The following is a 14080-nucleotide window of genomic DNA, read 5'->3' as shown; positions in this document are numbered from 1 at the left end:
AGAGGCGCAAAGACAGGTAGCCGGGCCGGGCCTCAAGGGCCCGCCCGGCAATCACTCAGAGACCGACGTCTGGCAGTTCCGGACGATTGGCCAGGGCCTTGGCCATGATCTGCTCGACGAAAACCCGATCGGCTTCCGGCAGGGCCAGGCGTGGTGGACGGGTCAGGGCGCTGCCGCGACCGGCGATGGCTTCGCACAGCTTGATGCACTGCACCAGGTCGGCACGGGCGTCGAGGTGCAGGATCGGCATCAGCCATTCGTAGATCGGCATGGCTTCGGCGAAGCGACCGGCCTTGGCCAGGCGGAAGATGGTTTCGCCTTCTTTCGGGAACACGTTGGACATGCCCGAGACCCAGCCTTCGGCACCCACGGCGATGCTTTCCAGCACCACGTCATCAAGGCCGGCGAACAGCACAAAACGGTCGCCCACTTCATTGCGCACGTCGATGAAACGACGGGTGTCGCCGGAAGAATCCTTGAAGCACACCACGTTGTCGCAGTCGGCCAGGGAAATCAGGATGTCCGGGGTGACGTCGTTTTTGTAGATCGGCGGGTTGTTGTAAACCATCAGCGGTACGTCGGCGTTTTTCGCCACGTAGCGGTAGTGCTCGGCGGTCTCGAACGGCTTGGAGCCGTAGACCAGCGCCGGCATCAGCATGACGCCGTCAACACCAACCCGGCGCACCGCGTTGGCCACCTTGGCCGCTTGAATGCTGGTGAATTCAGCCACACCGCAAATCACCGGCACGCGACCACGGGAAGCGTCGACCGCGACTTCGGTCACGGCGATTTTTTCTTCGGCGGTCAGCGAGGTGTTTTCCCCCACCGAACCGCACACCACCAGGCCCGACACGCCGTCACGGATCACGTTGGAAATCACCTGGTGGGTTTTTTCCAGGTTGATGGAGAAGTCGTCGTTGAATTGAGTGGTCACCGCGGGGAAGACGCCACTCCAGTTAATGCGCTTGCTCATTGTTGCCTCCGGTTCGTTAATTGTATTTCGTATACGATATTGCAAGTGAAAAGACTCGGCCAGTGCTTTTTTCAGTTACGAGGGGTTTTTTACTAGCCGTTGGTCAGAGTTTTTGGGTGAGGGTGTGTAAGGCTGTGCTCAGGCTCCAGGCCAAGTGTCAGACAGGCGATAGCCTTGTGGCCACGGATCGCTCGGATCGAGCAGCAATTGGTGAGTGCCAGTGATCCAGGCCCGGCCGGAAATGCACGGGTAAATTGCCGGGCGTCCGGCCACTTCCGTCAACGAATCGATGCGGCAGTGAAACTCGGAACCGATGATCGAACGGCCGATAAAACGCTCGCCGACCTGCATCAAGCCCTTGGCCTTCAGCACCGCCATGCGCGCCGAGCAGCCAGTGCCGGTGGGCGAACGGTCGATCTTGCCGGGTTGAATCACCACCGCGTTGGCGCCGGTGGCGATGCCGTTTTCAACGACGATGGGCGCCGCGATCTGGCAGAAAGAAATGTGCGACCACTCGGGGTTCAGCGGATGGACAAATCCCAACTGTTCATTAGCCGCGCGGGTGATTTTCAGCCCGACCTCGACCAGCTCCGCCGCTTCATCAGGACGAATGGAAAAGCCCAGGCGCTTGGCATCGGCGATCACAAAACTGTCGCCGCCGTACGCGGTGTCGACCTGCAATGAGCCGACACCTTCAACTTCGATCCAGGCGTCGAGGCGGTCGGCGAAGGAGGGCACGTTCTTGATTTCCACCCGTTCGACCTTGCCGTCACGGCAGTCGGCCACCGCTTCGATCAGTCCGCCCGGTGCTTCGAGCACCAGCCGGGTTTGCGGTTCGGTCATCGGCAGGATGCCGCTGTCGAGCAATACGGTGGCCACGCACAGTGAGTTGGAGCCGGACATCGGCGGTGTGTCGGCCGGTTCCATGATGATCCAGGCCATCTGCGCCCGAGGATCCTTGGCCGGCACCAGCAGGTTGACGTGACGGAACACACCGCCGCGAGGTTCGTTTAGGACGAAGTTGCGCAGGGTCTGATCCTTGGCAATCCAGCGCGACTGTTCCCACACGGTGGCCCCGGGTGGCGGCGCGACGCCGCCGACGATCACGTCGCCGACTTCGCCTTCGGCGTGGCAGCTGACGACATGGATGACTTTCGATGAGCGCATGGTTTGCTCCTTGTTTTGTCTGTTAGGGCCTTATCGCGAGCAGGCTCACTCCCACACTGATTTTGTGTCCACTATCAAACCCTGTGGGAGTGAGCCTGCTCGCGATGGGGCCATTAGTTATTTCACTGATTTCAGGAAAGCCGCAGTTTCGGCATGCACCGGATTACCAATCACCTGATCCGGCGAACCAATCTCATGCACCAGCCCATTACGAAAGAACGCCACCCGATCAGACACATCCCGGGCAAAGCGGATCTCATGCGTCACCAACACCATGGTCATGCCGTCTTCGGCGAGCATGCGCATGGTGTCCAGCACCTCGCCTACCAACTGCGGGTCGAGGGCCGAAGTGGCTTCGTCGAACAGCATGTAGTCCGGCGACATGGCCAGGGCGCGGGCGATCGCCATGCGCTGTTGCTGGCCGCCGGAGAGCTTGCCGGGAAAGGCCTTGAGCTTGTCGCCCAGACCGACGTGGGTCAGTTGTTTCACCGCCAGTTCCTCGGCTTCGGCCTTGCTCTTGCCCAGCACTTTGCGCGGCGCCAGCATCACGTTTTCCAGCACGGTCAGGTGCGGGAACGCGTTCCATTGCTGGAAGACGATGCCGATCTTCTGCCGCAGACGGTTGAGGTCGGTGGCGCTGTGATGGACCTCGACACCGTCGACGCGGATGTTGCCTTTCTGGATCGGCTCCAGGCCGTTGATGCACATCAGCAGGGTCGACTTGCCCGAGCCGGAGCCGCCGATGATCGACACCACCTCGCCCTTGTTCACCGTCAGGTTGACGCCCTTGACCACTTCGAGGTTGCCGAAGGATTTGTGTACGTTGTCGATCTCAATCATTTTCTTGCCACCTTCTTTCCAGACGAGCGCCGAGGCGAGCGACCACCAGGCTCATGACGTAGTAGATGAGGCCCGCGATGCACAGCACCAGCAGCGGTTCCTGAATGCGGGTCACGATGGTTTGCGAGGCGCGCAGCAGTTCGACGATGCCGATCCACATCACCAGCGCGGTGTCTTTCATCACGCTGAGCACCAGGTTCAGCCAGCCGGGAAAGGCCACCCGCGTGGCCATCGGCAGGACGATCCAGCGCAGGTCCTGCAGGAAACTCAGGCCCAGCGAGCGACTGGCCCGGCGCACGGTGAACGGCACTGACAGCACGCCGCTGCGCACGATCTCGGTGAAGTACGCGGCGGCATAGACCCCGAGCACAATGCAGCCGACGCTGAAGGCGCTGATGTTCAAGCCGACGATGCTTTTCAGCGAGTTGAACAACACAAACTGGATCAGCAACGGCACGCTGCGAAACACGTCCAGCACCCACGCCAGTGGCAGGCTGGCGCGCGGCAACAGCGCCCGCAACAAGCCGAACAACAGCCCGGCGAAGGAGCCGAGGATGATCGACCAGAACGTGAGTTTCAGAGTGACCCAGGCGCCATCAAGCAAGAACAACAGGTCATTCCAGGAAAAACTGGTGGTCAACATGCTCACCTCCTCAGTAGCGGAACAGTCGCCAGGCCATCAGCCGGGCGACGGCGACGATCGCCTTGGCAATCAGGTAATACAGCGCCGCGGCGATGGCGAAGTATTCGAAGGTGCGGAACGTCTTGACGTTGTAATCCTGGGTCACGCCGGTCAGGTCATTGTTCAGCCCGACGATCACCCCCAGGGACGTCATCAGCACCGCCCAGACCATCTGGTTACTCAACGGGTAGAAGACGATCCGCAGCAGCTGCGGGACGATGATCATCCGGTAAGCCTGGAAGGCACTCATGCCCAGCGAACGCGCCGCGCGCACCTGCGTGCCGGGCACAGCCTTGAGGCCGCCGCGAAAGTTTTCCGCCAGGTAACCGGCGTTGTTGAAAGTGATCCCGGCCAACAGCGCGAACCATGAGCTGACATGCAAGTCGAGCGAGCCGAGGCCGAAGTAGAGGACGTAGATCTGGAACAGCGACGGGGTGTTGCGGGCGATCGACACCCAGCCATTGCCGATGCCGCGCAACAACGGTTGTTTGGTTTCGCGCATCACCGTCAGGGCCAGGGCGATCAGCACGCCGAAGATCATCGACAGCGCGGCGGTCTCGAAGGTGACCCAGGCGCCGGCGAGCATGTCCGGCAGGGCGCGCAGGGTCGCGCGCCATTGGAAGGTGTAATCAAACATGCGCGTGACTCTCCAGTGAGGCGGCCGATTGCAGCCAGGCCGGCAAACGACCACTGGCCGTGGCGCTGCAGGCGGCGTCGACACATTCGGCGAGGTTGGCGAAGTGCACCTTGCGGCCCACCAGGCCGGGTGCGTAATGGGCGTACTTGCCCGAGTTGGTCATCAAGGTTTTGGCGGCCAGCGGGATCACCGGTTCGCCGAGCATGCACCAGCAGGTGTCGGTGACCAGCGTCGCGCCGAAGGCTTCGATCACCGCGATATGTCCCGCCTCGCGGGCCTGCTCCAGCACCGCACGACCGCAGGTAATGGCAAGCACCACCTCGGGGTGTTTGTGCCGACCCCGGCACAGCCGCGCCAGATGCGCGAATTCGCTGAGGGAAAAATGCGGATTGCCCAGCGAGACCACATCCACCCGGTTGTCGCGGGCACTGTTGAGTTCGCGCCAGCTGAGCAGCAAATCCTTCAGGCGGATTTTTTCCACCGGCACTTCTGCATCCGCCTCCAGCACCTGCGTTGGGTCGAGTGCTTCCGGGGTTACACCGGCGATGTGGAACAGTGGCGCGGCGGAGGTGGTGGCGAACGCGGCACCGAAGGCTTTCAAATCGTCCAGGCTCGGCTTGCTCTGTTCCAGTCCCAGTACCAGCGGAATCCGGCTGCCGGCCAGGGCCCCGATGTGGTAGCCGAGCAGGGGGTAAAAGGCATCGTCCAGCTCACTTAAAATCGGCAATTCGATTTGCAGTCTCGCTTTACGTTGCGCGTCCAGATGGCAACCGATCAGGGGCGCGCGGCCGGTCAGGGCGATGCAGATATCCAGGTAGTCCGGGTATTTCAGGGTGCGCGCGCCGAGCACGCTGTTGGCATAGACCACTGCGTTGGATTCGGCCCAGACGATTTGCTCGCCGGCCTTCGGCGCGCTGTCGAGCAGGTAGGGCGCGCAGGTAAAACTCAGCTGTGCGCCCATCGCCATGTACGCATCGCCCAAGGCGCTGGCCGGTACGCCGAGTGCCGGATCAATGCCCAACTCGCGCCAACGGCGCTGGTCGACGGAAATCGAATTGAGGGTGGTCGGTACCCGCACTTTGGCTCCCCACTGCACCAGTTGTTCGGCGAAGCGCAGGCTCGCAGGTCCGGTATAAATGCAGCCGTCGATGTGCGCCTGGGTGACATCCACCAGAAGGCGGGCACCTTGCAGTTCAGCCATGCGCAGGACGATCTGCATCGCCACTTGGGCGGCTTTGCCATGCTCGCCGTCGAGCAGTGCCTGATCGTGTCCGGTGAGTTCGATGGCGGTGCTTTTTTCTGCTGTCTGCAACGGACTGTCGAGTGCCTGCCAGGCATCGCCCGGCAGGTGTTCGAACAGAGTCACTGTTGACTCTTCGACCCGAGCAAAGGCCTTGCCGCGCAAGGCGGCGAAGGCCTCCCTGCCGATGCACAGCACCGGCAGGGAGCGCTCGAAAATGGTCTGTGCCACGAGCACGCCCAGGGTCAGGATCTCATCGGGTTCGGCCAGCACCAGTGCGGCGGGCGCATGACCGTTGCTGATCAGTTCCATCAGCACACTGCTGCCGGTGCACGAGCCGCGACCACTGGGAATCGCCAGCACCCGGCCGGCCAGATGTTCGCCGCTGAGCGGGTGGTGACGGTCGATGATCTCTCCACTATAGGGATCGACCCCGCCCCAGAAACTCAGCCCGACATCGGCAAGCAGCAGGGCGCCTTGGGCGGCGCCGGCGACCAGGCTGCGACCGGTCAGAGAGGTTGGCCTAGGCATGCCGGACACCTCAGTAATAGACCTTGGGCACGGTCAGGTCGGTGGGTGAAATCTCGGTGCCGACCCATTTGGTGAACAGCTCGTTGTAGCGACCGCTGCGCACCTGCTGATTGACGAACAGGTTGAGGTAGTTGAGCAATCCATACTCGTTACGCTTGGCGCCCAGGGACACGTAGTCGATGGTGTACGGCGCGTTGCCGGCGATTTTCAGGTTCTTGTATTTGCCCGACTTGATCGTGGCGGCGGCCACGGTGTTGGTGACCACGGTGGCGTCGATGTGACCCTGGGCGACCGCTAGCAGCGTGTCGTTCTGCGACTGATAGGCGCGGAAGGTGCCGGTGCCCCAATTCTTCACGTCTTTTTCCAGAGCGATGGCTTCATAGGTGCCGCTGGTGTTGCCCAGGGCTTTGCCTTTGATATCGGCGAAGCTGTTGATGCCGGTGTTGTCACGGGTCAGCACCACCATCTGGAAGGCGAAGTACGGCACGGTGAGGCCGACGGTCTTGGCCCGTTCGAGGGTGTCAGACGTGGAGGCGACGATCACGTCTGCACGCCCGGAGACCAGCGCCGGGATTCGATCAGGGAAGGGTGTTTCAACCACTTCGGCGTCGACCCCGAGGATTTTCGCCAGGTCGCGGCAGTAGTCCACGTCGAAACCGGCCGGGTTGTTACCTTCATCGCGAAAACCCATCGGCGGGAAGTCCAGGGTCACGGCGCAGCGCAGCTTGCCCGAACCAATGATGTCGTCGAGCTTGTCGGCCTGGGCGGTGGCGATAAAGGAAGTACTGAGAACAGCGCTGAGGGCTACGGCAAATGCGGGGTTTTTCATAGAGGCCTCGTTGTCGGAAAGTGCTGTTGGATATCGTATTGTGAATTTCGTATACGATATTTGATTAGCAATGAGCGTGCCTGTTTCCGAACTGAGGCGAGAATTAATCGCCAAGGCTTGAGCTAAAGGTCTTACAAGATTGTGGGAGCAGGGCGTAGGAGAAGAACGCCTCGGGGGGCCGTATCAAGCGGTGTTACAGAAGGGAGCAGTGGGAACGCCGTGCGCCCCTTAAAGGAACACTCGCCCGGGTTCAGCGACGGCTTTCGCGATACTGACTTGGCGCCAGACTGGTCAAGGCGCGGAACTGCCGGCTGAACGCGCTGTGGTCGGTGTAACCGCAGCGCAGGGCGATCTCGGTGATGGGCAGGTCGGTGTGCAGCAACAGCCGGGAGCCTTCTTCCAGGCGCGCCTTGTGGATCATTTGCCGTGGAGTGAGCTGGAACACTCGTTTGCAGTGGCGCTCCAGTTGCGCCACGGAAAACCCGGCGATCGCGGTCAGTTCGGCGAGGCTGATAGGGCGGGCGAAATGGCTGCGGATATGCGCGTCCACCGCCGCAAGTTTCTGAAACGCCGGATGACTGGACTGTGGCGTTTGCAGGTCGCGGGAGATGCCGGCCAGACCGACGATCTGACCTTGCAGGTCACGCAGCGCGAGTTTGTGGGTCAGGCACCAGACCGGCTGGTTACCGTAATACAGGTGCAGTTCGAGTTGGTCGGCCAGTTCGCGGCCGGTGGACAGCACCCGCCGATCCTGCTCGGTGTACAGCGGGCCGAAGCGCTCGGGAAAGACCATGTCGGCGGTGCGCCCGAGCAGTTCGTCACTGTGTTTGAAGCCGCAGCGTCGGGCCAGGGTCTGGTTGACGAAGGCGTAGCGGGCCTCGCTGTCCTTGATGAAAAACACCACGTCCGACAGGGTGTCGAGCAGCGCCGCGATCGGCTGCAGACTGCTCAGCAGAGTGGGCAGGTCGCAGGGTTTGAAGGTAGTGAGCGAGGCATACATGGCGCTGGGCGTCTGGAGGCAATGCCCGGGATCATAAAGACTCGGCGACGGACCCGAAAGCCCCGGGCCGGCATTCAGGCCGGCGGGGTATCGTCCAGGCACAGCAAGGTCTCGATCCGCGCCGGACTGAAGGGCGGGCGTGGCGCCGCAGGTTGCCAGCCGAACAGGTGCTGCAACGCGCCGCCACACACCCGACCCTGGCAGGCGCCCATGCCGCAGCGGCTGGCCAGTTTGGCCTCGCGCCAGTCAGTGTGCCCGGCCAGCAAACCGTAAGGCACGTCTTCGCAACGGCACACCAGGGTGTCGGGTTGCGCCAGCGACTTAAGTTGCGGGTCGAGGGTGAATGCCTTGTTGAGGGCGTTGGCGAAACCCTGCCAACGTGCACGACGCGGCCACAATGCCCGGGCCGAATCAACGTCACCGACGGCGGCGTGGCCGGCGATGGCGCCTTCGACCAACGCCAGTTCACTGCCACCGAAACCGGTGCATTCACCTGCCGCGTAGTGATCGGCGCGGCGAGTGGTCTGCCAGGTATCGACGGCAATCGCCTGATCTTCAAGTTCGCAGCCGAGGGCCTGGCCGAGTTGGGTATTAGGGATCAGACCGAAGCCACAGGCGAGGCGATCACATTCCAGCTCGACGATTTTCCCTTGCTGTTGCAGGCGCACACCTTCCAGCCGCTCATTGCCCAAGGCGGCCAGCACATAGGTTCCGGTACGGTAATGGCGGTCGAACAACGTGACCGACTGCATCAGCTTGTTCGGCCAGCGTGGGAGTTGCACAGCGAAACCGGCAACGGCGGCCGCGCAGGCCTGCTCGGCGATGCGCAACACCCGGGCGCCGTTGTGTTTTGCGGTGCCAGCGCTGGCCAGCAATAACGGCCCGCTGCCGGCAATCACAATGCGTTCGCCCTGCACCGGCAGCCCTCCCTTGATCAATGCCTGGAGGCCACCCGCACCCGTCACGCCGGGCAGCGTCCAGCCGGGGAAGGGCAGCAGTAATTCGCGAGCACCGGTGCACAGAATCAGTTTGTCGTAACCGATCACCCAGCCTCGATCGGGGTCTTCAACCAGCAGTTGTTTCGGCGCGGCGCAGGCGATCACTCGAGTGCCCGAATGACGGCGGATGTTGCTGCACGCTTCCAATCGCTCGCGCATCTGACGCGCCGGGTTCGGCAACTTGGCTTGAGGTCCGTCGCGCCAGATTTGCCCGCCCGGCAACGGGTTGTCATCAAGCAGGACGATGCGCGCACCGCTTGGCGCTGCGGCGAGCGCAGCGGCCATGCCGGCGGGACCGGCACCGATGATCAGCAGGTCGGCGTATTCGCTCATGCTTGAGTCTCCACGTGCATGCCGTCACGGCACAGCGTCTGGCAGGCCAGTCGTCGCCGACCGTCGATGGTCACCCGGCATTCCTGGCAAATGCCCATGCCGCACAACGGTGCGCGACGTTGGCCACTGACCGAGGTGCGCGTGCAGCCGTCGCCGCTCAGGGCCAGTGCAGCAGCGACGCTGGTGCCCTCGGCAACCCGCAGGGCACGCCCGTCCAGCATCAATTCAGGCATAAACGGGCTCTCCGAGAAAACGTTGCGGCAGATACGGTTGCGCGGCCAGTGGCGGCGTTTCGTCGAACAGCTGCGCGACCAGCAGGTCGGCGGTGCCGGGGGCGGTCGTCACGCCGAGGCCCTCATGACCGACCGCCAGCCATAAGCCTTTGCGTTGTGGGTGCTGACCCACCAGCGGCAAGCCGTCGGGGCTGGCGGCGCGAAAACCGGTCCAGGCACGGATGCCGTTAAGCTGAGCCAGCCCCGGCATGTAGTCGGTGGCACGCCGGAGCATTTTCGCCAGCATCCAGCCCTCGACCTGCGGGTTGGTGGTACCGAATTGTCGCGAAGCGCCGATGAACAGTTGCCCGGTCGGCCGAGGCTGGATATTGCACGCCGTCGAGGGACCGCTGGCGTTGTGGGCGCTGGTGACGTAACCAAGTTCCACCAGGGTGTGGGTGACCTTGCCGGGATAGCGGTCGGTGATCAGCAAGTGACCTTTCTTCGGCTCGATCGGCAACTCCGGGCAAAGCTCGTTGGCCTGGACGCCGTTGGCCAGAATCACCGCTTCGGCGCTTAGCCAGTGGCCGTCGTCGAGTCGCACGCGGTTGCCGTCGACTTCGCTGACCCGCGCCCGGCGTTGGCTGATGTTCGGTGTGTCGAGCATCCAGTTGGCGGTCGCCGGCGCATAAAGAATGCCGTCGCCATTGATCAGCAATCCGCCTTCCAGGCCCTCGCGCAGTTCCGGTTCGCGCTGGTGCAAGGCACTGCTGGAGATCAATTCGCAGGCCACGCCTTGGGCCTGCAAGTTCAGGTATTTGCTGTGGGCGACGGCCATTTCTTCGGCATTGGCGGCCAGCCAGAGGGTGCCATTGCAACGGTAGGCGCAGCCGTCGGGCAGGACCGGAGCCAGTTCGCGCCAGCGATGCAGGGAATATTGACTGAGGGCCAGTTCGGCCGGGTTGTCGTCGAGGACCAGCAAGTGGCCCATGCCCGCCGCCGTGGCGCCGGGCAGGCCGGCGTCCAGCACCAGCACGTGCAAACCGCGCCCCGCCAGCGCCTGGGCACAAGCGGCGCCGATGATGCCGGCGCCGATCACGATCACATCGGCCACCAGGCCGTCGTTCACGAACGAATGCCCCAGGCGAACGGGTCGTCCTGTTCGATGATCAGGCTGGCTTCGGCGCTGATAAAGGCGCGGCCGCGAATGGTCGGCACGATGCACTCGCCCTGAAGTTCGTAGGAACCCTCGAATTCGCTGCCGATGACACTGGCCTGACGCCAGATCTGTCCCGGCTGCAATTTGTCGTCGGCCGCCAGGCACGCCAGTTTGGCGCTGGTACCGGTGCCACAAGGCGAGCGGTCGTAGGCCTTGCCGGGGCAGAGGACGAAATTGCGGCTGTCGGCCTGCACGTCATCGGCGAACAGCTCGACATGGTCGATCAAGCCGCCGTCTTCGCCGCGAATACCCTGGGCTTCCAGTGCTTGCTGGACGGCGAAGGTGTAGGCGGTCAGCGCATCGAGGTTATCGCCCGCAACGCGCAGGCCATGCTCGGCAATCAGGAAAAACCAGTTCCCGCCCCAGGCAACATCGCCGGTCACTTGACCGATACCCGGTACCTGCAGCGACAGCGCTTTGCGATAACGGTAAGCCGGCACGTTGCGCACGCTGACCGAATGGTCTTCGTGCAGCGTTGCCTGCACCGTGCCCACCGGGGTTTCGATGCTGTGCACCCCAGGGCCGATCTTGCCCAGATGCGCCAACGAAGCCACCAGGCCGATGGTGCCGTGGCCGCACATGCCGAGGTAACCGCTGTTGTTGAAGAAAATCACGCCGGCACAGGCGCTCGGGTCCACCGGCTCACAGAGCAGGGCGCCGACCAGGACGTCACTGCCCCGTGGTTCCAGCACGCAAGCGGCGCGCCATTGATCATGCTGTTCGGCCAGCCGCTGTCGACGCTCGGCCATGCTGCCGTTGCCCAGGTCAGGAAAGCCGGCGGTCACCAGTCGGGTCGGTTCGCCGCCGGTGTGGGAGTCGATCACGGTGATGCGTTTCATGGGATGGCCACGTCCGTTCAGATGAGTGAACGAAAGAGTGGCCTGTAGAGAGGGGTGTCGGCTTGATGGTTTTATCCAGTGCCGATGACGAAATCGGCACAGTGCGGCGAGGGGTCAGTGGTGGTGAGGCAGATGTTCGAACAGGGTCTTGCAGACCCCGGCAATGTGCTCGTCGAGCAACTTCACCGCAAGGTCCACGTCACCGGCGCGACAGGCTGCAAGGATTTCCCGGTGTTCGTGATCGGCGCGTTCCTTGCCGGCCGACAGGCTCATCTGCATGCGCAGGTAGCGCTCCAGCTTGTCGTTGATCGAGCGGATCAGGCCGACCAGAAACGGTCGTTGCGCCGGTTCGTAAAGACAAGCGTGCAGTTCCCAGTTGAGCTCGGCCCAGCGACCGACGTCATCTTCGCCGATGAACTCCTGGCAGATGCGTTCGGCACGGGCGAAGGTGTCTTCGGTCATGTTCGGAATGGCCAGGCGCAACACCTTGTCTTCGAGCAGCATGCGCACTTCGAACATCTGCGCCAGTTCTGCATCGGAAACCCGGGTGACCATCGCCCCGCGATTACGCTGAAACATCACCAGGCCTTCGGCCTCCAGGCGCTTGAGGGCTTCGCGCACCGGAATCTTGCTGACGTTGAACTGACGGGCGATATCGTCCTGGCGAATCGGTTCGTCCTCGGCGAAATGCCCGGCGACGATGGCGTCACGCAGATGACGGGTGATGATTTCCGACGTCGAAGGCGAATTGCCAAGGTCGGGAGCGTTGAGTTTTGTCAGGGCCACGGTCGTGATCGTTCGGATTGAATTGCAGATATGGTATACGAATTTGCACTGGGTGTTCCTTCGGCGATGGCCGGGGCCTCCCGCCACTGCAATATCTTCCCGATCCGATGGCAACTGCTACGCTACGTTCTGGCAGCGCTCGAGTCGTTCATGCCCTCAAGGTGGCGGGCGACAAGCGGTTACCTGCAAGGAGGCAGGCTGTGGTGATCAAGCCCATTGGCAATGCAAGTGCAGACATCGTTCCCGAGCCTCTCGCTCGTGAAGAGGTGGAGCGGGTGCTCGCGCTGTTACTGGCTAGCCCGTTGTTCGCCAAGTCACGGCGGATGGGCAGCCTGCTGCGCTTTCTGGTCGAGCACGACCTCCAGTTCTCGGACATCCCCCTGACCGAGCACGCCATCGGCATCGCGGTGTTTCGCCGTGATCCGGCGGTCTACTGCACCGGCGATGATCCCGTGGTGCGGGTTCAGGTAGGCCGATTGCGGCGCAAGCTCGCCAGTCATTACGCCACGTTTGGCCAGCAGGATCCGGTGCGTCTGAGCATTCCGGCCGGTTGTTATCGGCTGGCGTACCAGCGACTCAGACTCAAAGGCATCGCGATTCGCCATCCTGTCCTGCAACTCCAGCCGTTTACCTGCATCACCCACGACGGCGACGACTTTACCCGGGGCTTGTGCGAAGAGTTGAGTTGCAGGCTGTTCGAGTCGTTTGAACAGACGCAAACCCGCGCCAGTCATGTGCTGATGAAGGTGCCGCGAAGCAGTGTGAAAACACTGGCCCAGGGGCGGACGGGGCGGGGCAGCTATTCGCTGGAAGGCAGCGTGCGGGTGGAGCCGGCTCGTGTCCGGGCCTCGGTGCGCCTGATTGATGTCGCTCAGGGCCGCATTCGCTGGTCAGCGCAGTTCGATCGCAATCAACCCTATGGCATTGCCACTCAGGAAGATCTGGCCGAGTCCATTTGCCGGTCGTTGACGGGCTATTTCGCCCGGGGTGGCAGCGACGATTGATGAACAGAGGGGCAACCATAAGGTTGCCCCAGGAGGCTGGCGCTACGGGATGGTCCAGAGACCGCCAGAGTAGAGGCGGGTCGCACTGTTATCGAAGGTCAGGTCGATTTCGACCGATTGCGAGCGTGAGGTGCTGAACATGGTGCTGGTCTGCACGTTCTGTTCGAACCACACCAGAATGGTCTCGACGGGGGTTAGCACGGTCTGGCCGGTGACTACTTGTGCCGAGGCCACGTAGATGGGCGTGCTGATCTGCCTGCCATCGATGCCCGTGGACAGTTGGCTGAGGCCGGGGTGGATCGCACCGTAGTTGTTCACCAGGGTGATGGAGGTGTCGGGGCCACCGCTCGTCGCCGAACCCAGCAGGCCGGCATTGTCGAGTATCGACTGTTGGCCCAGCCCGATATTGACGAGGTTGGTCGACACATCAACCTGCACGTTGGCCTGGAAAGAGTTGGCGCCGAACAACTGATACTGGGGCGTCCAGCTGAACGTGCTGTTGCTCAGGTACTGAACGTAAGACTGCCAGACCACGTTGTAGGCTTCGTTGCCGACTTTCTTGGCAAAACACAGTTTGTAGCCTGATTGTTTGAGCAGGGTCAGATCTGCGGAGGCGATCTGAATCTTGACCGATTTTTGGGTGGCCGCCAGGGTCGACGTCAGCACCTTGCTGTAGTCGGTGGTTTTCAGGGCTGTTGGGGCGACGCTCTGGAACGACTTGAAAGCCTCTTGCACGTCTTTGTGCAGTTGCTGGCTTTGTTTACTTGCTGCGCTTGACTGACTCATGGTT

At 62.4% G+C, this 14080-nt stretch carries 15 protein-coding genes; 1 reads left to right on the top strand and 14 read right to left on the bottom strand.

Going from position 1 to position 14080, the window contains the following annotated elements:
• Positions 1-55: 55 nt before the first annotated feature.
• The 13 genes from PMI27_RS19575 to PMI27_RS19635 form a co-directional block, all read right to left on the bottom strand.
• A complete protein-coding gene (locus tag PMI27_RS19575; RefSeq protein ID WP_008157198.1) occupies positions 56-973 on the bottom strand; it encodes a dihydrodipicolinate synthase family protein in 918 nt (305 codons plus the stop codon).
• 138 nt (positions 974-1111) lie between these two features.
• Complete coding sequence (locus PMI27_RS19580; RefSeq protein WP_008157199.1) at positions 1112-2140, bottom strand: trans-3-hydroxy-L-proline dehydratase; 1029 nt, start codon at positions 2138-2140, stop codon at positions 1112-1114.
• A gap of 117 nt (positions 2141-2257) precedes the next feature.
• Positions 2258-2980, bottom strand: coding sequence for an amino acid ABC transporter ATP-binding protein (locus tag PMI27_RS19585; protein ID WP_008157200.1), 723 nt, complete (start codon positions 2978-2980; stop codon positions 2258-2260).
• A complete protein-coding gene (locus tag PMI27_RS19590; RefSeq protein WP_008157201.1) occupies positions 2973-3623 on the bottom strand; it encodes an amino acid ABC transporter permease in 651 nt (216 codons plus the stop codon). The genes PMI27_RS19585 and PMI27_RS19590 overlap by 8 nt, the downstream gene beginning before the upstream one ends.
• 10 nt (positions 3624-3633) lie before the next feature.
• A complete protein-coding gene (locus PMI27_RS19595; protein ID WP_008157202.1) occupies positions 3634-4299 on the bottom strand; it encodes an amino acid ABC transporter permease in 666 nt (221 codons plus the stop codon).
• Positions 4292-6070, bottom strand: a complete 1779-nt coding sequence (gene lhpI, locus PMI27_RS19600) for a cis-3-hydroxy-L-proline dehydratase (protein WP_008157203.1) — start codon at positions 6068-6070, stop codon at positions 4292-4294. Before lhpI ends, PMI27_RS19595 begins: the two co-directional genes overlap by 8 nt.
• Before the next feature lie 10 nt (positions 6071-6080).
• Positions 6081-6899: an ABC transporter substrate-binding protein gene (locus tag PMI27_RS19605; RefSeq protein ID WP_008157204.1), complete on the bottom strand. Its 819-nt coding sequence runs from the start codon at positions 6897-6899 to the stop codon at positions 6081-6083.
• A 250-nt stretch (positions 6900-7149) separates the two neighbouring features.
• Entirely contained in the window at positions 7150-7899 is a 750-nt protein-coding gene (locus PMI27_RS19610; protein ID WP_008157205.1) for an AraC family transcriptional regulator, read from the bottom strand.
• A gap of 74 nt (positions 7900-7973) precedes the next feature.
• Complete coding sequence (locus PMI27_RS19615; RefSeq protein ID WP_008157206.1) at positions 7974-9230, bottom strand: NAD(P)/FAD-dependent oxidoreductase; 1257 nt, start codon at positions 9228-9230, stop codon at positions 7974-7976.
• On the bottom strand, positions 9227-9463 hold the full coding sequence (locus tag PMI27_RS19620; RefSeq protein ID WP_008157207.1) for a (2Fe-2S)-binding protein: 237 nt from the start codon (positions 9461-9463) through the stop codon (positions 9227-9229). The genes PMI27_RS19615 and PMI27_RS19620 overlap by 4 nt, the downstream gene beginning before the upstream one ends.
• Positions 9456-10571, bottom strand: a complete 1116-nt coding sequence (locus PMI27_RS19625) for an NAD(P)/FAD-dependent oxidoreductase (protein WP_008157208.1) — start codon at positions 10569-10571, stop codon at positions 9456-9458. The genes PMI27_RS19620 and PMI27_RS19625 overlap by 8 nt, the downstream gene beginning before the upstream one ends.
• Entirely contained in the window at positions 10568-11500 is a 933-nt protein-coding gene (locus tag PMI27_RS19630) for a 4-hydroxyproline epimerase (RefSeq protein WP_008157209.1), read from the bottom strand. The genes PMI27_RS19625 and PMI27_RS19630 overlap by 4 nt, the downstream gene beginning before the upstream one ends.
• Before the next feature lie 114 nt (positions 11501-11614).
• Complete coding sequence (locus PMI27_RS19635; protein WP_008157210.1) at positions 11615-12286, bottom strand: GntR family transcriptional regulator; 672 nt, start codon at positions 12284-12286, stop codon at positions 11615-11617.
• A 200-nt stretch (positions 12287-12486) separates the two neighbouring features.
• Here PMI27_RS19635 and PMI27_RS19640 point away from each other — a divergent pair, with 200 nt between their 5' ends.
• Positions 12487-13290 (top strand): hypothetical protein, encoded by an 804-nt coding sequence (locus PMI27_RS19640; RefSeq protein ID WP_008157211.1) that lies wholly within the window; start codon positions 12487-12489, stop codon positions 13288-13290.
• Positions 13291-13332: 42 nt separating this feature from the next.
• Here PMI27_RS19640 and PMI27_RS19645 read toward each other — a convergent pair whose 3' ends face one another.
• Entirely contained in the window at positions 13333-14076 is a 744-nt protein-coding gene (locus PMI27_RS19645) for a hypothetical protein (protein ID WP_008157212.1), read from the bottom strand.
• Positions 14077-14080 lie beyond the last annotated feature (4 nt).

This window comes from Pseudomonas sp. GM41(2012) (assembly GCF_000282315.2).
Classification (GTDB): Bacteria; Pseudomonadota; Gammaproteobacteria; order Pseudomonadales; family Pseudomonadaceae; genus Aquipseudomonas.
This window is presented reverse-complemented; position numbering and strand designations above follow the sequence as displayed.